General features: G+C 60.2%; 13 protein-coding genes. 4 read left to right on the top strand and 9 right to left on the bottom strand.

Annotated elements, in window-relative coordinates:
• Positions 1-19 precede the first annotated feature (19 nt).
• Complete coding sequence (locus ACQ7C1_RS20235; RefSeq protein WP_183699290.1) at positions 20-334, bottom strand: hypothetical protein; 315 nt, start codon at positions 332-334, stop codon at positions 20-22.
• 576 nt (positions 335-910) lie between these two features.
• On the opposite strand from ACQ7C1_RS20235, the gene ACQ7C1_RS20230 reads away from it, so the two are divergent.
• The 3 genes from ACQ7C1_RS20230 to ACQ7C1_RS20220 are packed head-to-tail and all read left to right on the top strand — an operon-like array spanning position 911 to position 4,655.
• Positions 911-2,614, top strand: a complete 1,704-nt coding sequence (locus tag ACQ7C1_RS20230; RefSeq protein WP_430959588.1) for a SulP family inorganic anion transporter — start codon at positions 911-913, stop codon at positions 2,612-2,614.
• 17 nt (positions 2,615-2,631) lie between these two features.
• Complete coding sequence (gene ppk2 / locus ACQ7C1_RS20225; protein WP_430959572.1) at positions 2,632-3,474, top strand: polyphosphate kinase 2; 843 nt, start codon at positions 2,632-2,634, stop codon at positions 3,472-3,474.
• A 38-nt stretch (positions 3,475-3,512) separates the two neighbouring features.
• On the top strand, positions 3,513-4,655 hold the full coding sequence (locus ACQ7C1_RS20220) for an AI-2E family transporter (RefSeq protein WP_221113386.1): 1,143 nt from the start codon (positions 3,513-3,515) through the stop codon (positions 4,653-4,655).
• Between the two features lie 15 nt (positions 4,656-4,670).
• Here ACQ7C1_RS20220 and ACQ7C1_RS20215 read toward each other — a convergent pair whose 3' ends face one another.
• Positions 4,671-4,907, bottom strand: a complete 237-nt coding sequence (locus tag ACQ7C1_RS20215; RefSeq protein WP_097597054.1) for a hypothetical protein — start codon at positions 4,905-4,907, stop codon at positions 4,671-4,673.
• A gap of 270 nt (positions 4,908-5,177) precedes the next feature.
• Between ACQ7C1_RS20215 and ACQ7C1_RS20210 the strand changes: the two genes are divergently transcribed.
• Positions 5,178-6,953, top strand: coding sequence for a hypothetical protein (locus tag ACQ7C1_RS20210; protein ID WP_430959571.1), 1,776 nt, complete (start codon positions 5,178-5,180; stop codon positions 6,951-6,953).
• A 5-nt stretch (positions 6,954-6,958) separates the two neighbouring features.
• Here ACQ7C1_RS20210 and ACQ7C1_RS20205 read toward each other — a convergent pair whose 3' ends face one another.
• From ACQ7C1_RS20205 to ACQ7C1_RS20175, 7 genes are all read right to left on the bottom strand, one after another.
• On the bottom strand, positions 6,959-7,918 hold the full coding sequence (locus tag ACQ7C1_RS20205; protein ID WP_430959570.1) for a hypothetical protein: 960 nt from the start codon (positions 7,916-7,918) through the stop codon (positions 6,959-6,961).
• A 165-nt stretch (positions 7,919-8,083) separates the two neighbouring features.
• Complete coding sequence (locus tag ACQ7C1_RS20200) at positions 8,084-8,389, bottom strand: potassium channel family protein (protein WP_097597051.1); 306 nt, start codon at positions 8,387-8,389, stop codon at positions 8,084-8,086.
• A gap of 153 nt (positions 8,390-8,542) precedes the next feature.
• Entirely contained in the window at positions 8,543-9,637 is a 1,095-nt protein-coding gene (gene cax / locus ACQ7C1_RS20195) for a calcium/proton exchanger (RefSeq protein ID WP_430959587.1), read from the bottom strand.
• Positions 9,638-9,741: 104 nt separating this feature from the next.
• Positions 9,742-10,668 carry an amino acid ABC transporter substrate-binding protein gene (locus ACQ7C1_RS20190; RefSeq protein WP_183699301.1) on the bottom strand — a complete coding sequence of 309 codons (927 nt, stop codon included), beginning with the start codon at positions 10,666-10,668 and terminating at the stop codon, positions 9,742-9,744.
• A gap of 16 nt (positions 10,669-10,684) precedes the next feature.
• Positions 10,685-12,043, bottom strand: a complete 1,359-nt coding sequence (potE, locus tag ACQ7C1_RS20185; RefSeq protein ID WP_430959569.1) for a putrescine-ornithine antiporter — start codon at positions 12,041-12,043, stop codon at positions 10,685-10,687.
• A gap of 105 nt (positions 12,044-12,148) precedes the next feature.
• Positions 12,149-14,512, bottom strand: a complete 2,364-nt coding sequence (gene speC / locus ACQ7C1_RS20180; protein WP_430959568.1) for an ornithine decarboxylase — start codon at positions 14,510-14,512, stop codon at positions 12,149-12,151.
• Positions 14,509-16,770, bottom strand: a complete 2,262-nt coding sequence (locus ACQ7C1_RS20175; protein WP_430959567.1) for an Orn/Lys/Arg decarboxylase N-terminal domain-containing protein — start codon at positions 16,768-16,770, stop codon at positions 14,509-14,511. Before ACQ7C1_RS20175 ends, speC begins: the two co-directional genes overlap by 4 nt.
• Positions 16,771-16,825 lie beyond the last annotated feature (55 nt).

Genomic DNA, 16,825 nt, shown 5'->3' with positions numbered 1-16,825 from the left:
CAGACAATGACGGATGCCTTTATGAAGACTTCGGACCGATGAGAGGCGGTCGCCCCAGCACGACAACTTTCGATTGGGCGATTGCCTCCCCCATCTCTTTCAGCAGAGCCTCGACCAGTCCCGCATATTCTTGCCGCCGCGCCTCGCGAACCGCCTCCGGCAGACCTTCGACATGGGCCAGAGCCTGGGCGGCGGCCGCGAGATCCTCACACATGCTGTGAAAGGGCTCGTTGACGTAGAAAAGCCGCTGTACCAGCCGCGTCTGGTTGGGAAAATAAGTCTCGGCCGTCTCAAGGGCGGATAGATATGTCGAACCTTTATCTCCCGACGCCATCTCCGCCCCCGCCGCGACTGCGCTCAGCAGATGTCAAAACTATACAACAGCAGCACCCGCGGCTGACGTAAAATACGCGATCCTCTACGGTAGCCAGCTTTTGAGTGGCCCGGGAAATCGAGGCAACCGGCCGAATGTCAGTAATCTAGCAGATCGAATCGCCCCGCTCCTCAGGCGCTGACGATCACCGCAAGGGCTTGGCGGCGCGCGACCCGATAGAGATTACACGATGCTACGAGCCTCCAAGCCGAAACGGGCCTAATATCGACCGTTGATAGCGATCTAAGGGCGAGGCCAGACCGGCCAGAAGGAGCGGCCGTGTTTAGACTATCTTCGTCGTCACCATCCTTGTCTGAGATGGCGATCGACGGTCAGATCTGATCGCCAACGTATCAAACCACCTCATCAGCACGCCGCGAACGCTGCCAAACGGGCGGCCTCAACCCGCGGTCTTGCGATTGGCTATCGCAGTTGACGCAACCGTGCGGCCAAGCAGCGCGATGATCGGGAAGAACCAACGGCGGGAAGAACCAACGGTTAAGAGCATAGGAGCCAGCGGTGATAGGTAGCATTCCGATGTTGCGGGGCCTGAGCGGTTTCAGCTGGGATTGGCTTCGCAGCGATATCCCGGCCGGGCTGTCGGTCGCTGCCGTCGGCCTGCCAAGCGCCATCGCCTACCCGGCGATCGCCGGCCTGCCGCCGGAAACCGGCATCTATGCCAGCATTCTTGCGCCGATTGCCTATGCGATTTTCGGGCCGTCGCGGTTGCTGATCGTCGGGCCCGACGCGGCGACGATGACGGTGCTTGCCGCTGCCATGGGCGCCATCATCGCGGCCTTGCCTGCCGGTACCGCTGTCGATCGGGTTGCGATCGCTTCGGCGCTTGCCATCGGTGTCGGCGTCTTCTGCATCGCTGCGAAATTATTGAAGCTCGGCGTTCTCGCGAGCTTCCTGTCCCGGCCGATTCTGGTCGGGTTTTTCGCCGGGGTGTCGCTTTCGATTCTGGTCGGACAGATCGGCCGCTTCACCGGAGTGAAGATCGAATCCGACGGGCTGATCGCGCCGCTCGTCGAAATGCTCGCCAAGAGCGGCCTGATCCATTGGCCTTCGCTCATCCTCGGCCTTGCGATGTTTGCGCTGCTATGGATCGTCCGGGCGCTGCACTTGAAGGTTCCCGGCCCGGTTCTCGTCGTAGTGGTGTCTGTCGTTCTGTCGGCGATCTTCGATTTCCGCGGGCAGGGCATCGCCGTGGTCGGCGACTTGCCAAGCGGCCTGCCGGCCCTCTCCCTGCCCGCGTTTCATCAGATGCCTCTCGATAAGATCGTGCTCGGTTCAGCCGCGATTTTTCTCGTCAGCTTCGGTGCGGGCATAGTGGCGGCGCGCAGCTTCGGCTCGCGCACCGGCGAGGAAGTCGATGCAAACCAGGAATTGATCGGCCTTGGCGCGGCCAATATCGCACCTGGTCTTTTCGGTTCATTTCCGATCAGCGTGTCGGATTCCCGCACAGCCATAAACCTGTCGACGGGAGGTGTCTCTCAACTTGCAGGTCTGGTCTCTGCCGCGACGCTGGTTGCGGCGCTGGTCTTCCTGAATGATGCGCTGCGCATTCTCCCGATCCCGGCGCTGGCGGCCATCCTTGCAACGGCGGCGATCAGCCTCATCGATGTCGATGAACTCAGGAAGATCTGGCGCATCAGCCGCATCGAATTCATCTTCGCGCTGATCGCGATGTGGGGCGCGATCAGCTTCGGCGTCCTCAATGGCGTGATCGTCGCTATCGCGGCGACCTTCGCCTATCTCCTGCGTCAGACGATGTTTCCGCGTGACGGCCTTCTTGGCCGCATCGAAGGGCGCCACGGTTTCTTCGATCTGCAGCGCTTTCCGGAAGCCCGTCCCATCGAGGGCGCGGCCATCTTTGCAGTCCAGGGCAGCATCCTGTTCTACAACGCCGATTATGTGCGCTTGCGCATGATTTCGGTGATCAAGGGGCTGGCCGCCGAGACCAGATGCCTGGTGCTCGATGCAAGCGCCATCACATATATCGACAGCACCGGGGCGACCGCGCTCGAGGCCGTGGCTGAACTGCTTGCCAAACGCAACATTATCTTCGCGATTGCCGATCTCAGCGATGAAAGCCGCGCCATTCTTACCCGTGCCGGGGTCATCGAGACGATCGGCGCCGACAATCTGTTCAACGGCAGGGAAGAAGCCTTGCGGGCGCTGATCGGCGATATCCCCCAGCCCGACCGCACCGTTCAGGCCAGCAATATATCTCAGTGACAGAAGGAGGGAGAGCCATGGACGAAAATTATGAGCCGAGAGAGGCCGACGCAGAGCCAACCCGCAGCGGCAAGGATAAAAGGAAAAAGAAATCTTGGGATTATGACAAGGAGATCAACCGGCTGCAGGTGGAGCTGGCGCATCTTCAGGCTTGGGTGAAAAAGTCGGGCGCAAGGATCGTCATCATCTTCGAGGGGCGGGACGCCGCCGGCAAGGGCGGCATGATCAAGCGGATAACGGAGAGGGTCAGTCCTCGGGTTTTCCGCGTCGTGGCGCTGCCCGCGCCCACCGACCGCGAGAAGTCGCAGATCTACATGCAGCGTTATATCGCTCATCTGCCGGCGGCCGGTGAAATCGTGATATTCGATCGTAGCTGGTATAACCGAGCCGGCGTCGACCGTGTCATGGGCTTCACCAGCGAGAAGAAGGCGCAGCGCTTTCTCGAGCTTGCCCCTCGCTTCGAAGCGGCGATCGTCGAGAGCGGCGTCATTCTGCTCAAATATTTCCTGACGGTCAGCGAGGAGGAACAGGAGCGCCGCTTCAGGCGCCGGATCGACGATCCCCTGCGGCAATGGAAGCTCAGCCCGATGGATGTCGAATCCTACCAGCGCTGGTGGGATTATACGCGCGCCTATGACGATATGCTGCGGATTACCGACTCCAAACACGCTCCGTGGTGGATCGTGCCTTCCGACGACAAGAAGCGCGCCCGGATCAACTGCATCTCGCACATCCTGCAGTCCATTCCTTATGAACGGCTGAAGTTCGACGAGCCCGACCTGGGCAAACGGCAAAAACGGCCGGCCGATTTCACTGAGGATCGCAGCGTCCGCCATGTCGTGCCTGACATGACATCGTAGGGCATGACGGTCCGGCCTGTAACCCGACGGATGCGACGATGGAGCAGACAGCCGATACGACAACGCAAGGGACCGGCGCAGGTCAGATTTCGATAGAGGCGAGAGTAAGCGATCTCGTCCGTCTGGGCATTATCGGCCTTTTCGCTTATTGGACGATGACGCTGATTGCTCCTTTCGCGCTTATTCTCATCTGGGCCGCCATCCTCGCCGTCGCTCTCTTTCCGATGTTTGCGACGCTCTCGCGACTGATCGGAAACCGGCCGGTGATCGCCGCCATCGTCATCGTCGCCGGTTGCCTCGTCCTGATCATCGCGCCGCTCGCCCTTGTAGCGGTCAATTTCGCCGACACCGCAGAGGCGTTGATCGGCAAGTTACGAACGGGAGAATTTACCCTGCCGGCAGCGCCTGACGCCATCAGGGATTGGCCGGTTGTCGGTGAGCGGCTCCATGACATTTGGAACCGCCTTGCCGGCGATCTGGCATCGACGATCATCAAGTTTCAGGCGCCCATCCGTGAGGTCATGGGCGCAGTGGTCACAAAGCTTGCCTCGATCGGCGGCGGTGTATTGAGTTTCGTCGTCTCTATCATGCTCTCCGGCCTGTTCCTCACCCAGTCAACGCGCCTGGCGGCAGCGATACAGATTCTGGCAAGCCGGGTCGCGGGCGACAAGGGCGTCGGTTTCGCCCGGCTGTCGGGAACCACGGTCCGGAATGTCTCGCGCGGTGTTATCGGCGTGGCTTTCCTGCAGACCCTGCTTTGCGGACTGTGTTTTGCCGTCTTCGACGTTCCAGCGCGTGGCGCGCTGACCTTCGTCGTCTTCGTACTATGCGTCATGCAACTGGGGCCAGCGCTGGTGCTCCTGCCCCTCGTCATCTGGGCCTGGTTCTCCTGGCCGTTCGCCAGCGCCTTTGCCTTTACCTGCCTTGCCGTGCCGATCTCGATCGTCGACAACGTCCTGAAGCCGATCCTGATGGCGAGAGGCCTCTCGACTCCCATGCCCGTCATTCTGATCGGCGTGATCGGCGGCACTCTGTCCCACGGGCTGCTGGGGCTTTTTCTGGGGCCGGTAGTGCTCAGCGTCTTCTACGAGCTGCTGAGAGCCTGGGCCTGGCCTGCGGCAATGACGGAAGGATCAAAACATGATCGCGCGCCGGCCCTTGAGGTCGAGCGCGCCGGATAGTCTTCTTCGGCGTGTCTACCTGTTGGTACAGTAGACCACGACCTCCTGCTCTATGTCGCGACAGAGCTCCTCATATTCCGCAACGAGCCTGTCTTCTCTCGGGCTCTGGGTCCGGAACCGATCCAGCGCATCGACTGCAAGATCGTAGGCCTCGAACAGTTCTCCGAGGGTCTCGTTGGTTATATCCGCCAGCAGATGGCGGATATCCGGAAGCCGCAACATCAGTTTTCTGCGGCCGCGTTCTTGGCTCATGAACTAGCTCCGCATTGGTACCGCGTCCTGCAATTGACACGAAGTCAGAAAGGTGCCGGATTGTTCCCGAGGTAACATTAACTGTATCAGAAAGACAACATTAGTTCGGTAGCGGACAATCGGCGCCGCTCATCCGCGCCAAGAACGGTCCGCGCCCAAATTTGGGGGCGTTCTGCGCGAATCCCAAAGCAAAACTTGCAACCAAAGGCTGGCGCGGTATGATGTATTAGAACGGGCTTAGATAATTGCGTGACTTGTCGTGGGGCGATCATGAGGAACGCAAAGGTCAATGTTTTGGGCAGTCTCGAGCCGACGGTTGATGAAATCTGCCGTCAGGTCGAGCGAATTCTCGCAAGCGAGGAATTTCATGCGCCGAAGCGGGGGCGGGATTTCCTCGAGTTCGTCGTCAACGAGACGCTCGCCGGCCGATCGGGGTTCCTGAAAGCTTTTACGATAGCGAATGTTGTTTTTGGCCGCGAGGCTTCGTTTGACCCGCAGAATGATCCTGTCGTCCGGATCGAGGCCGGTCGGATCAGAAAGGCGCTCGAGCGTTATTACCTCGTCGCAGGCCGCACGGACGAGGTCGTCATCACCGTGCCCAAAGGCGGATATGTGCCGCATTTCGAATATGCACAGGAAGTCCCGCCTCCGTCCTCGATAAATCCGGAAGAACCTCAGGCTGCAGAGCTCAACGTCCAAGACAGCCCTCGTAGCACGATGCGTGCTTCGACGTTGTCGGCAGCTCGGGGCTTCGGGATCGTCATATCAGTGGGGTTTGGGGTCTTCGCCTTGGCCCTTGCAATTGCGCTGTCTGTTTGGAACGGGCGACCGACTGCGACGCTGCCGCTGGCGAGCGCCCATCCGAAGGTGCTCGTCGAATTCTTTTCCGAAAGCGGCTCCGCCGGCGCCGGTTCGGACATCGCTCACGGCCTGAGGGACGATGTAATCGGTCAGCTTGCCCGGATCGACGACATCATCGTCGTTGCCGATCCGCTACGCGGCGGACAGGCCGCCGTTGCCGACTACTCGCTCCACGGCAATGTCCAGCTCGACAAAAGCAGGTTGCGCGCCTCAGCGAGGCTCGTGCGCCAATCAGATGGCGCGGTCATCTGGGCCAGAAATTTCGATGCCGATCTTCAAGCCGAGAACAAGCTCGTCATCCAAGCCAACATCTCCCGGCAGATTTCCACCGCTATCGCGCATCCTAATGGCGCCATCCTTCAAACCGAGACGGATAAGATCGTCGGACCAGCGCAGAATGGCGACCAGGATGACTATGCCTGCACGCGCGCCTATTACAGCTACCGTCAGGCCATGACCGCGCAAAGCCACGCTGCCGCACTGGAATGCCTCCGGCTGGCGACACAGCGGTTCCCCGATAACGTTGCTTCCTGGACATTGCTTTCCATGGTCTATCTTGATGAGGTGCGGTTTCGCTACAAGCTCAGCACCCCCTCTTCGGTTCGACCGCTCGAAATGGCAAACGCTGCGGTGGAGAGGGCGGCATCACTCGCGCCCAGCGATCCCCGGGTTCTGCAGGCACTGATGTTGGTGGGCTTCTTCCAGGGAGATGTCGACAAGGCGCTGAAGGCTGGCACGGCGGCCTACGCCGCCAATCCCAGCGACGTCGAAGTCGCGGGCGAATATGGCTATCGACTGGCGCTTTCCGGGAAATGGCAGTCAGGCTGCGAACTACTCTCGATCGCCCTCAACAGAGGCGTCGGTCCCAGCGGATATTATGAAGCCGGCATGGCGCTCTGTGCATTCATCAAAGGCGATCTCGAACAGGCGGAGCGCTGGTCGCGAAAATCCGATCTCGGCTCGAACCCTGTCCATCGTCTCGTCCTGCTATCCATTCTCGGGGCCGCCGGCAAGACCGAGGAAGCCGAAGCGGAAAAGCGCTGGCTTTATACCCATGCGCCGGCATTGATGGTCAATATCCGCGAGGAAGTTTCGCTGCGCTTGCAACGGCCTGAAGATCAGGAGCGCTTGCTGAACGGATTGCGTGCCTCGGGGCTTGATATCGACGCCACCGCGGCAAAATAAGGCGCTTATCGATCGGGCGGTGTGGTGCTCTGCTTGCGGCTTTCCGAGATTTCCAGAGCGATTTGCATGGCGATCTCGTCCTCGATATCGAGAATGGTCCGGCCTTGGAGCTCGCGATCATATCGATTTGCCCATATGACCGTGCCGTCGGCGCCATTGATCAGGCGGACATGCAGATGAAGGGCCGATCCCTCGATAACCACGCTTCCCTGCAGATTGAACTGTGGAACGATCGGTTGGGCACCCAGCCGATCGGGCCCGAGCACGACAAGATTTTCCGCTTTCATCAGCTTCGTCAGCAGCTGGTCTGCTAAGCCTTTCGCAAAATTTAAGCCTTCGGAGCTGCCGCCGAGAGCCGCGAAGGGCTCGACGACGATGCTGGCCTTGCTTGCAAGCGTCGACGCGGCGGGCGCCGGCGGCGCCTTTGGCCTTGAAAAATATTCTTCCAACGGGCGGATGATAGCCAGAATCGCGATCACGCCCAACAGCGCCGGTAGGCCAATCGGCAGCAGAAGATCGCGATAGGCGATCGGCCGATCAAGACCGCCCTGCTTGTTTCCGGGGTTTTGCGAATTCGTTCCAACGCCGGAATTCGAGGTGCCATTGGTGCTTGAAAAATGCGGCGAATAGCCTCCTTTGGGGATGGTTATCCCGATCGGATCGCTTCTTCCGCTGACGAGGTAATATCGCTCGAGCGCGCGGCGGATCCGCCCCGCCTCGATGCGCACGACCGGGTCATTCTGAGCATCGAAAGAGGCGTCGCGCCCGAAAACCGCCTGCGCAATCGTATAGGCCTTGAGCTGTTCGCCGCGTCCTTCCAGCATCTCTTCGACGATATATTGCAGGAAACGCCTCCCACGCTCGGGAGCATGAAATTCGGGACTGGCGAGGATGCGATCGAGCTGCTCGCGAACGGCTGCGGGATCGTGAGGTGCGGGGCTGGTTCTTCCCTCATCCGATACCATCGAGCCCTCCCGCGACGCTACCTGTTGCCTTATACACCCGCTGATGGCTCTGGACTTCCGTAGCAATACGTAACTGAGCGGCACTCCCGGGCGCGTCTTGCGCACTGATTGAGAACTAAGTCCGGCCGCCGGCGACGCCGTTGCAATAGCGTAGCAGAGCAGGAATCAAGGCTCCTGGTCGTCCGCATTCAGCGCTTTCACCGTAACGGCCGCGACGACGCCGGTCAGCACGATGCCCGCAAAGCCGATCACCAGCGCCAATATCCGCGACGTGACATGTTTGGGGGTAAAATCGCCGTAGCCGATCGTCAGGCCGGTGACGAAAGTGAAATACATGGCTTCGTCAATGCGCCAGTTTTCGATACGCCAGATTGCAAGCCCGGATCCGACCATCAGGGAGACGATCCCTGACACGATTGGCCAGATCACACGAAGCTGCGTTGCGAGCGCGATGAAAAACAGGCGCCGCATTCGTCTATGGCTCGACTTTCGGCCAGCTCTTACCGACACCTTCCGGCCTTCCTGCAGTTGGATCAGGGCATTCGTCAGACTTACGCAGCATTATCGCCGGCAACCGAGCCTCACGTCGATCTCGCAGTTTGTTTGCCAAGCCATTATGCGGCCTCAAGACCCCCGATCGGGCAAAACATACAAAGTCGTGGCGAAGATCATGTAAACCATCAGCACCAATATGCCGACGAACCACGCTGAACGCCCGCTGTTGGTGACGAACATCGCCGTCATGGTCGCCAGCAAAACCATGACGACCACGCCCGGAGAAAACTGCAGATCCATCGGCGTCGGCCCGATGACGTAGCTCAACAGCACCAGCACGGGCGCCACGAAGAGGGCTATCTGCGAGGCGCTTCCAAGCGCTATGCCCACGCTCAGGTCGAGGCGGTTCTTGCGTGCACCGGAAAATGCCGAAGCCATTTCGGCTGCGCCGCCCACCAGTGCTACGACGATGAAACCGACAAAGGCGGGCGTCATTCCAAAAACCTTGGCAGCCTCCTGCACCGACTCGACGAAGACTTCGCTGACCAGCGCGACCAGTATCGTCACACCGGCGAGTGTGGTCAGCGCCACCCCGATCGGCCACGGGGTTTCGTCGCTCTCGGCGTGCTCGGCGGCAGCAAAAAACTCCCGATGCGTCTTGAGGGTGAACAGCAGTCCCAGCGCGTATCCGACGATAAGCAGGATGGCCAAGCCTAAGCTGAGCTTGTTGATCACTTCCATAGCCGAGGTCGAATCCATTGACGCAACCGCCGAAGGCATCAGCAGGCCGATGGTGGCGAGGAAGAGCAGGCCGGCCTGAAGCCGCGCATTGGCGCGGTTGAATTCCTGACTGTGATGTTTGAGACCGCCGAGCAAAAACGATGCCCCCAGCATGAACAAGGTGTTGGTGACGATCGCACCGGCAACCGATGATTTTACCAGCGTATATTGTCCTGCACTTAAGGCCGTCAGCGCGATGACGAGCTCCGTCAGATTGCCAAGCGTGGCATTGAGCAGTCCGCCAGCGGCGTCGCCGGTTTTCGCCGCAACGGACTCAGTCGCATGACTGAGGAGCCCGGCTAGGGGTATCACGGCAAGCACCGACAGGATGAAGAGCAGCGTATGGGCCTCGGGGGCAACGCTCGCAGCGACGAAGACCACCGGCACCGCAGCGAGCAGCCACAGCATGGGGTTGTGACGGATTTCTTTCCAGAGAAGACTCACCCCATCGCTCCCGTTCAGTTGCTTCAGCCGTTCAGCGGGTTTGCAGATCAATATGTCCAGCTCCGGAGCACGCCACGTGTTTGGCGGCTCGATCCGTTGCAGTGCTATTCCGGCAGCGCTGTTTGCCGGAAGAATGTCACGGTCGCTTCGTCCGGCGGCCCGAACCAGGTTGTGAAGAATGTCCGGAAATCCGGCCCGGCATAGGCCTGGCTGAGCGCGCGATCGACGGCAAGGCGGAAGTCCTCATCGCCGCGCGCGAGCTCAAGGCCGAGCGGTTCGTAGGTGAAATGGCGCTGCAGGACGATCAGATTGCCGGAATTGTCACTGCGGGCGGCTGCATCCATCAGGATCGGCATGTCGCCGAAGAGCACCGCCGAACTGCCATCTACGACGCGCTCGATCCCCTGCTGGTAATTGTCGACCGGCGCAGCCGTCGCAGCGAGCTGAAAAGTCTTGATCCTGTCGCTTAGCCAGCCTTCGCTCGTCGTGCCGGCAATCGAGGAGAAGGTCTTGTGCTCGAGGATCGTGCGCGCCGGTGAACCGCGCCAGACGGGACGGGTCGAAGGTTCACCATATTGCAGCACTTCCCGCAAAGCCAGCGGCGAGCTGGCGCTCAGGAGCGCGCCGGTGCCGCTCGGGAAGATCGGGATGGAAAACGAGACCTGCTGCCGGCGCGTCAATGTCACCGGCTCCGCACCGCAGACAATATCAGCCGTACCGCTCTCTATCGCTCGTGTCTTGACGTCGCCTGAAAGCGAAACCCATTCGACATCGAGCTTCGGCAGGTTCAGCTGTGCCCTCAGGCTATCGGCAATCTTGTTGCAGAGGGCGACGGCATAGCCATCCGGCCGTCCCTGTTCGCCATTGAAGGAAAAGGGCCTCGCATCCGGATCGTAGCCGAGCTTCAGCGCGCTGCTTGTTCTGACGCGATCGAGCGTCTGAGCCTGCGTGGGCGTGCTGAGGGCAAACAAAGCCGTTGCGGCGAGGACAGAGGCGGTGATACCCGCCCACCGAGCATTTTTTCGTGACATGTCTGATCCTCCTCTGTTACTCGGCCGGAAGCCGGTTCGTGCCGCTGGCGAAACGCGGGGCGATCAAGCCGTAGATGATGAAGCCGATGCCTGTGACGATCATGCCGCCGAGCACCGCATCCTTTCCGGAGGCATAGATGGCGAAGACGCTGTAGGCCATCCCGACCAGGGCGATGGTCGCATTCAGCCGGTATTTCGGCTGTGGCACGCGGGCAGCCTTCATCATGACGAACAGCGACGAAAGCGCGATGATATAGGGCAGCACGTTGGTGACGACGGCCAAATTGACCAGTGCTGAGAACTGTTCGCTCAAGGTCGGCGATATGGTCATCAAGGCAAGACATGTCTGCACGATGCCGAGAATGATCATGCCGGCCATGGGTGCCCCCATATCGTTCACCCGCGAGAATATCGATGGGAACATTCGCTCGTCGGCGGCGGTTTTCGCCGTCTGCGCGATCGTAAACTGCCATCCGAGTAGCGAGCCAAGGCAGGCCAGCACGGCAAGCGCCATGACGATGGAACCAATGGTGGAATTGAACATGGTGGCATAGGCGAGTGCGAAGGGTCCCGTGGAGGTAGCGAGATCCGCATTAGGCACGATGCCTTGAATGACCGTCGTCGACAGGATGTAGATGACGGCGGCGCCCAGCGTGCCGAACATGCAGGCGAGCGGTACGTCACGCTTGGGATTTTCGACGGCATCGGAATTCTGCGCCGCAGACTCCATGCCGAGAAAGGCCCAGAGCGTAAGCGAGATACTCGATCCCATGCCTTGCGCAAGCGTCAGGCCTTGCGGATTCCAGGCGGCAGCGAAGGTGCTGGAGCTGAACCACAGCCAGCCGAGGATCGACAGCAGGCCGACGGGAAGGATGACGCCCCAAACAGTGACCGAGCCAATTCGGCCGGTAATGCGCGGCCCGCCGAAATTGGCGGCCGTGGTCAGCCATAAAAGCACGATCAGCGCCAGGCAGGTCATGATCGGGGTCGAGGTTAGCACCGGAAAGAAGCCAGCAAGGTAGCCGACGGCCGAGATGCCGATCGCCACGTTGCCGACAGCAAGCGACAGGAAATACAGGAAGAACACCATGAAATAGCCGTCCTTCCCATAGGCATCCTCCGCATAGGCGGACATGCCTCCAGGCCGCTGGTTGAACAGTCCGGCCTGGGCGAAGCCATAGGCGATCGCCATCGAGCCGATCGCGGTCACGAGCCAGGAAAGCAGCGAGATCGCGCCGACCTGCGCCATATTGGCAGGCAGCATGATGATCCCCGACCCCATCATGTTGACGGCGACGATAAAGGTGAGCTGCACCAGGTTCATCTTTTTCTTGGTCGTGGCCTCGGCCGCAAGATGCATCGTGTTGTCGGTCATGACGTAATCCTCCCTAAAGCGCGTCGCGATCCTGCAGCTTCGCTTGGCTCACACTTTAACTCTCTGTTTTCACACATGTCGTCATCGCGAAACCGCTTTGCAGCCCTACTCGCGCACGACATATGTGTGGAACTTGATCCGCCCATCGATCCGCTCCTGGAACACGCCTTGGACCTCGTAATTGAAGCCGGGGAAGCGGTTGAAGGATTCTTCGAAGGCGAGGAAATAGTCCCGCATCGGCCGCGCCCTCTCGTCCCAGCGTTCTCCAGGCACGATCACGCCGATACCGGGCGGATAGATCAGCGCCAAGGTTGCCGAGATGCGGCCCGCGGCTTCCGTCAGCGGCACATAGTCGACATTGTTGGCGACGAGTGCCTCATAGGCCTGTTTGGGTGCGATTGCCGGTTCCGGGAAGCTTTCGGAGCGGAAGCACAGGCGCTGCAGCTCCTTGACACCCGCCTCGCGATAGAAGGAATGCATCTCCCGGCAGACCTGGCGGACGCTGTAGCCGGCGTAACGCTCGCGATTGGCCGCAAAGACGGTCGGCAGCACTTCTGGCAAGGGTGCGTCGCGATCCCACAGATTTTTGAACTTGACGAGCTTGGCGACCAGCGTGTTCAGCTTGCTCTCGTCTTCAGCCGGCGTCAGCAAAAAGAGCAGGCTGTTCAAGTCGCATTTTTCCGCCACGACCCGCTGCTCGCGCAGATAGTTGGCGACAACGGTCGCCGGAATGCCGAAGTCGCGATATTCGCCGGTCTTACGGTCGATGCCGGGTGTCAGTATCGCAAGCTTGTTGGGATCGACCATGGTGTAGCCTGGCGCGTAACCTGAATAACCGTGCCAGCTGGCCTCCGGATCGAAACGCCAGCATTGCTGCTCGCGTTTCAGCACCTCCGTCGGGACGTCTTCCCACTTGGCGGCGGCAAGGTCGCTGGTGTGCTTCGAGCGCGAAACCGTCACCCTGTCCGGCACGAAAGGATCGAAGAACCACTGCTCTTCCGGGGGCGCAGCCTTGGTTTCGTAGTGCTCCACGAAACCGCGCAGCTTCTTGCGAACCTCGATTCCGAGCTCGATGCAGCGGTCCCAGAGCATCTCGCCGGCCTTGCCCTCATGCACCTTGGCATTGACATCGAGCGAGGCGAACAACGGATAGAAGGGAGACGTCGACACATGCATCAGCAGCGATTCATTAAACCGCTTATGTTCGACAAAGCGGCGCTGGCCGCTGATATGTTCGTCGCGCTTGTGGATTTGCGATGCCTGCGAGAAGCCGGCGCCCTGCTTATGCACCGATTGCGTGGAGAACAGCCCGGGCATATCAGCCCTGAGGTCCTTAAGACGCATCGGGCTGTGACCCTCAAAGAGGGGGTGGAAGGCATTGTAGCCGATCCAGGCCTCGTCCCACAGCACGTAGTCGCAGAGATGGCCGAGCTTCTCCATCACCTGGGCGACATTGTAGATCGTGCCGTCATAGGTCGCGAGCTGGATGCAGGCCAGACGGAAAGGCCTCTCCGCCTGCGCACGGCTCTTGTCGGTGACGAGTGGATGTTCCTCTATTTTTTGCCGCAGCCAGGCCTCGTCCCAGGCCGCCCAGTCGACAGCGCCGATCATGCCGAAGGAATTGCGGGCGGTCGGCAGAAAGATCGGGATTGCGCCGGACTGTACGAGGGCACCCTGGTGCAGCGACTTGTGATTGTTGCGATCGAAGAGCACGAGATCGCCGCTACGCAACACTGCGTTCGCCACCACCTTGTTGGAGGTGCTCGTACCGTTCAGGATGAAATAGGTCCGGTCGGCGCCGAAGATGCGCGCCGCCGCTTTCTGAGCTTCGACGGCAGGCCCTTCATGGATGAGCAGATCGCCGAGATCGACATCTGCATTGCAGAGGTCGTTGCGGAAAATGCTTTCGCCGAAATATTTGAAGAAGAGCTGGCCAGCCGGCGACTTTCGATAGAACTGGCCGCCCTGGTGCCCTGGGCAATCAAAGGCGATATTGGCTTCGCCATCATAGGCCATCATGCCGCCGAAGAATGGCGGGAGCAGCGATTTGCCGTAGTTGACGGCGCTGGACACGATCTGCTTGGCATAGAAGACTGGTGTCTGCTGACCGAGGTAGACGAACCCGTCCACTTCGCCAGCCATTTCCACGACATCCATGTCCCCGATCGTCAGTGTATCGGCCATCGCCCAGATGGGCGTGCGAAAGCCGATATCCCTGACGGACCGCAGGAAACTGCGTGCCGGAAGCAGCAGGCCGCCTTCGACCGAGCCGATATAGGCACCGACGTCAGCATCCTCGGACACATCGGCTGAATAGTCGCCCCGCACTTCCACCTCGAAGCCCTGAGCGGTGATCTGCGCCACCAGCTCCTGTGCCTGGGGATTGTCGCGGTCGATGACGGCGACAATTTTCAGCAGCTTGTGGAACGGTATGGCGACCGTTGGAGACTTCACATCGCGCGGGATCATTCTGGCGCCTCCTCTGCAATGCAATCGACGAGATAGCGGCGTCCGCCGTCGCCGGGAGCGAAGCGAAGACCATGGATATCGGTTTCGAAACCGGGGAACTTGCGATCGAAATCGCGGGCGTAGAGCAGGTAATCCTGAATCGATTTCGTCGATTGGGTGATCCTCTCGCCGGGCATGATCAGCGGAATTCCCGGCGGATAGGGAACGATCATCACGGCGAGGATGCGGTTCATGAGATTGTTAATCTCGACGCTCTCGATCCTGCCTTTGACCAGCCGGTCATAGGCGTCCGCCGGACGCAATGCCATTTCGGGCAGGACAGTGTACATCTCGCGCTGCGCCTTCGGGACGTCATCTTTGCGGTAGATCGCATGGATCTGCGCGCAGAGATCTTTCAACCCCATGCCGGCATAGGCTTCCTGATGCGCGGCGGCGAGCGCGGGCAGCGCTCGCGTCAACGGCGCGTTGGCATCATAGAGATCCTTGAAATTGAGGAGCTCAGTGATCAGCGTGCTCCATTTGCCGCGGGTAATACCCATCGAGAAAAGCACGAGGAAGGAATAGAGACCGGTTTTTTCGATCTCAATGCGCCGAGACGACAGGAACTTGGTGATAACGGCAGCCGGTATGCCGTGCTCATCCATCACTCCGCTCGCCGAGAGACCCGGCGACAGGATGGTGACCTTGATCGGGTCGACCATGACATGGTTTTCGGCAAGGCCGGCAAAACCATGCCAGGCATCATCCGGCTTCAGGACCCAATCGGCACGGGTATCGCTCGGCGTCTGCCCGGCAGCCGTCGGCTCCCAGACGTCAAACCACCAGGTGCCTTCCGTCTGTTTCCTCACCGCGTTCATCGCCCGGCGGAAGCTGATCGCCTCATCAATCGTCTCCTGCACCAGGGCGCGGCCGGCTGGCTGTTCCATCATGGCGGCCGCGACATCGCAGGAGGCGATGATGCCATATTGCGGCGAGGTCGAGGTATGCATCATGAAGGCTTCGTTGAAGCGGGTGATGTCGAGACGCTTGGTCTCGGCATGCTGGATATGGATCATCGATGCCTGGGAAAGGGCGGCCAGCAGCTTGTGCGTCGAGTGCGTGGCAAACGTAATGGCGTTTTGCGATCGGGTAGGCCGGTTCGACGAGATCCCGTGAAAGCCATCGTAGAATTCGTGGAAATTGGCATAGGCGTACCAGGCTTCGTCGAAATGCAGCACCTCCACCGCGTCGCCGAGCGACGCCTTGATCGCATCGACATTGTAGCAGAGGCCATCATAGGTCGAGTTGGTGATGACCATCAGCCGGACTTTGCCGCTGGTCTGTCCGGCAAAGGGGCTGGCGGCGATCTTGCTGGCGATCGCTTCAGGCGTGAACTGATCCTTCGAGATCGGACCGATGATGCCGAGTCCATTGCGCGACGGCGTCAGATAGATTGGGGTGGCGCCCGTCATGATGAGGGAATGCAGGATTGATTTGTGGCAGTTGCGGTCGCACAGCACGAGATCGCCGCGCCCGACCATGCCGTGCCATATGATCTTGTTGGCAGTCGACGTGCCGCCGACGACGAAGAGAGTTTCGTCGGTACCGAAGATGCGCGCGGCATTGCGCTCGCCCTCGGCGATCGGCCCGACGTGATCGAGAAGCGAACCGATGCTGCCGACCGATACGGAAATATCGGATCGCAGCGTATTTTCGCCGAAGAACGTGTAGAAGAGCTGGCCCACCGGGCTCTTGCGAAAGGCGACGCCACCGCCATGGCCGGGCGTATGCCATGAATAAGCGCCTTCCAGCGTATAATCCATCAGCGCCTTGAACATCGGCGGTGGCAGCCGCTCGAGATAGTTGCGGGCGGCCTGCGCGATGGAGCGCGCCATGAATTCCGCCGAATCCTCGAACAGCCGGAAGAAGGCATTGGCATGGCGCAACACCGGCGCCGGCACGTCTTCCGCCGTCGTGTCGTCGCCGAAGAGGAAGATCGGCAGGCGGTCGTTCCTCTGCCGCTTCGCAGCGAGCACCTCTACCAGCACCTGCCAGCGCGTTGTCTTGTCTTCGGTGCCGTCGACGGAGACCAGCCAGCAGGACTCTGTGTTGAAGACATGGACGAGACGGCGGGCATCCTCATAGGAAACGCCGGAAACGATCCGGAACCCTTCCCTTTCGATGGCGGCAGCGAGATCCCGCATACCCCGTCCGGCAGCGCTCTTGCCGTCAAAATCCTCGTCGATAACGGCTATCGGAAATGCCATCTGGAATTCCATGCGTTCCTCCAGAACCGGACGTCAAAGGCTGCGGCCGCCATGCAGCCCGCGTGCA

The sequence above is a fragment of the Rhizobium sp. Nf11,1 genome (genome assembly GCF_050587665.1).
Taxonomy (GTDB): Bacteria; Pseudomonadota; Alphaproteobacteria; order Rhizobiales; family Rhizobiaceae; genus Rhizobium.
The sequence above is the reverse complement of the archived record's forward strand: the minus strand, read 5'-3'. Positions and strand labels throughout refer to the sequence as shown.

What these genes read in the sequence shown, in the direction of transcription:
- ACQ7C1_RS20235 (WP_183699290.1), bottom strand. Translation starts at nt 334, where the DNA reads ATGGCGTCGGGAGATAAAGGTTCGACATATCTATCCGCCCTTGAGACG.
- ACQ7C1_RS20230 (WP_430959588.1), top strand. Translation starts at nt 911, where the DNA reads ATGTTGCGGGGCCTGAGCGGTTTCAGCTGGGATTGGCTTCGCAGCGAT.
- ppk2 (WP_430959572.1), top strand. Translation starts at nt 2,632, where the DNA reads ATGGACGAAAATTATGAGCCGAGAGAGGCCGACGCAGAGCCAACCCGC.
- ACQ7C1_RS20220 (WP_221113386.1), top strand. Translation starts at nt 3,513, where the DNA reads ATGGAGCAGACAGCCGATACGACAACGCAAGGGACCGGCGCAGGTCAG.
- ACQ7C1_RS20215 (WP_097597054.1), bottom strand. Translation starts at nt 4,907, where the DNA reads ATGAGCCAAGAACGCGGCCGCAGAAAACTGATGTTGCGGCTTCCGGAT.
- ACQ7C1_RS20210 (WP_430959571.1), top strand. Translation starts at nt 5,178, where the DNA reads ATGAGGAACGCAAAGGTCAATGTTTTGGGCAGTCTCGAGCCGACGGTT.
- ACQ7C1_RS20205 (WP_430959570.1), bottom strand. Translation starts at nt 7,918, where the DNA reads ATGGTATCGGATGAGGGAAGAACCAGCCCCGCACCTCACGATCCCGCA.
- ACQ7C1_RS20200 (WP_097597051.1), bottom strand. Translation starts at nt 8,389, where the DNA reads ATGCGGCGCCTGTTTTTCATCGCGCTCGCAACGCAGCTTCGTGTGATC.
- ACQ7C1_RS20190 (WP_183699301.1), bottom strand. Translation starts at nt 10,668, where the DNA reads ATGTCACGAAAAAATGCTCGGTGGGCGGGTATCACCGCCTCTGTCCTC.
- potE (WP_430959569.1), bottom strand. Translation starts at nt 12,043, where the DNA reads ATGACCGACAACACGATGCATCTTGCGGCCGAGGCCACGACCAAGAAA.
- speC (WP_430959568.1), bottom strand. Translation starts at nt 14,512, where the DNA reads ATGATCCCGCGCGATGTGAAGTCTCCAACGGTCGCCATACCGTTCCAC.
- ACQ7C1_RS20175 (WP_430959567.1), bottom strand. Translation starts at nt 16,770, where the DNA reads ATGGAATTCCAGATGGCATTTCCGATAGCCGTTATCGACGAGGATTTT.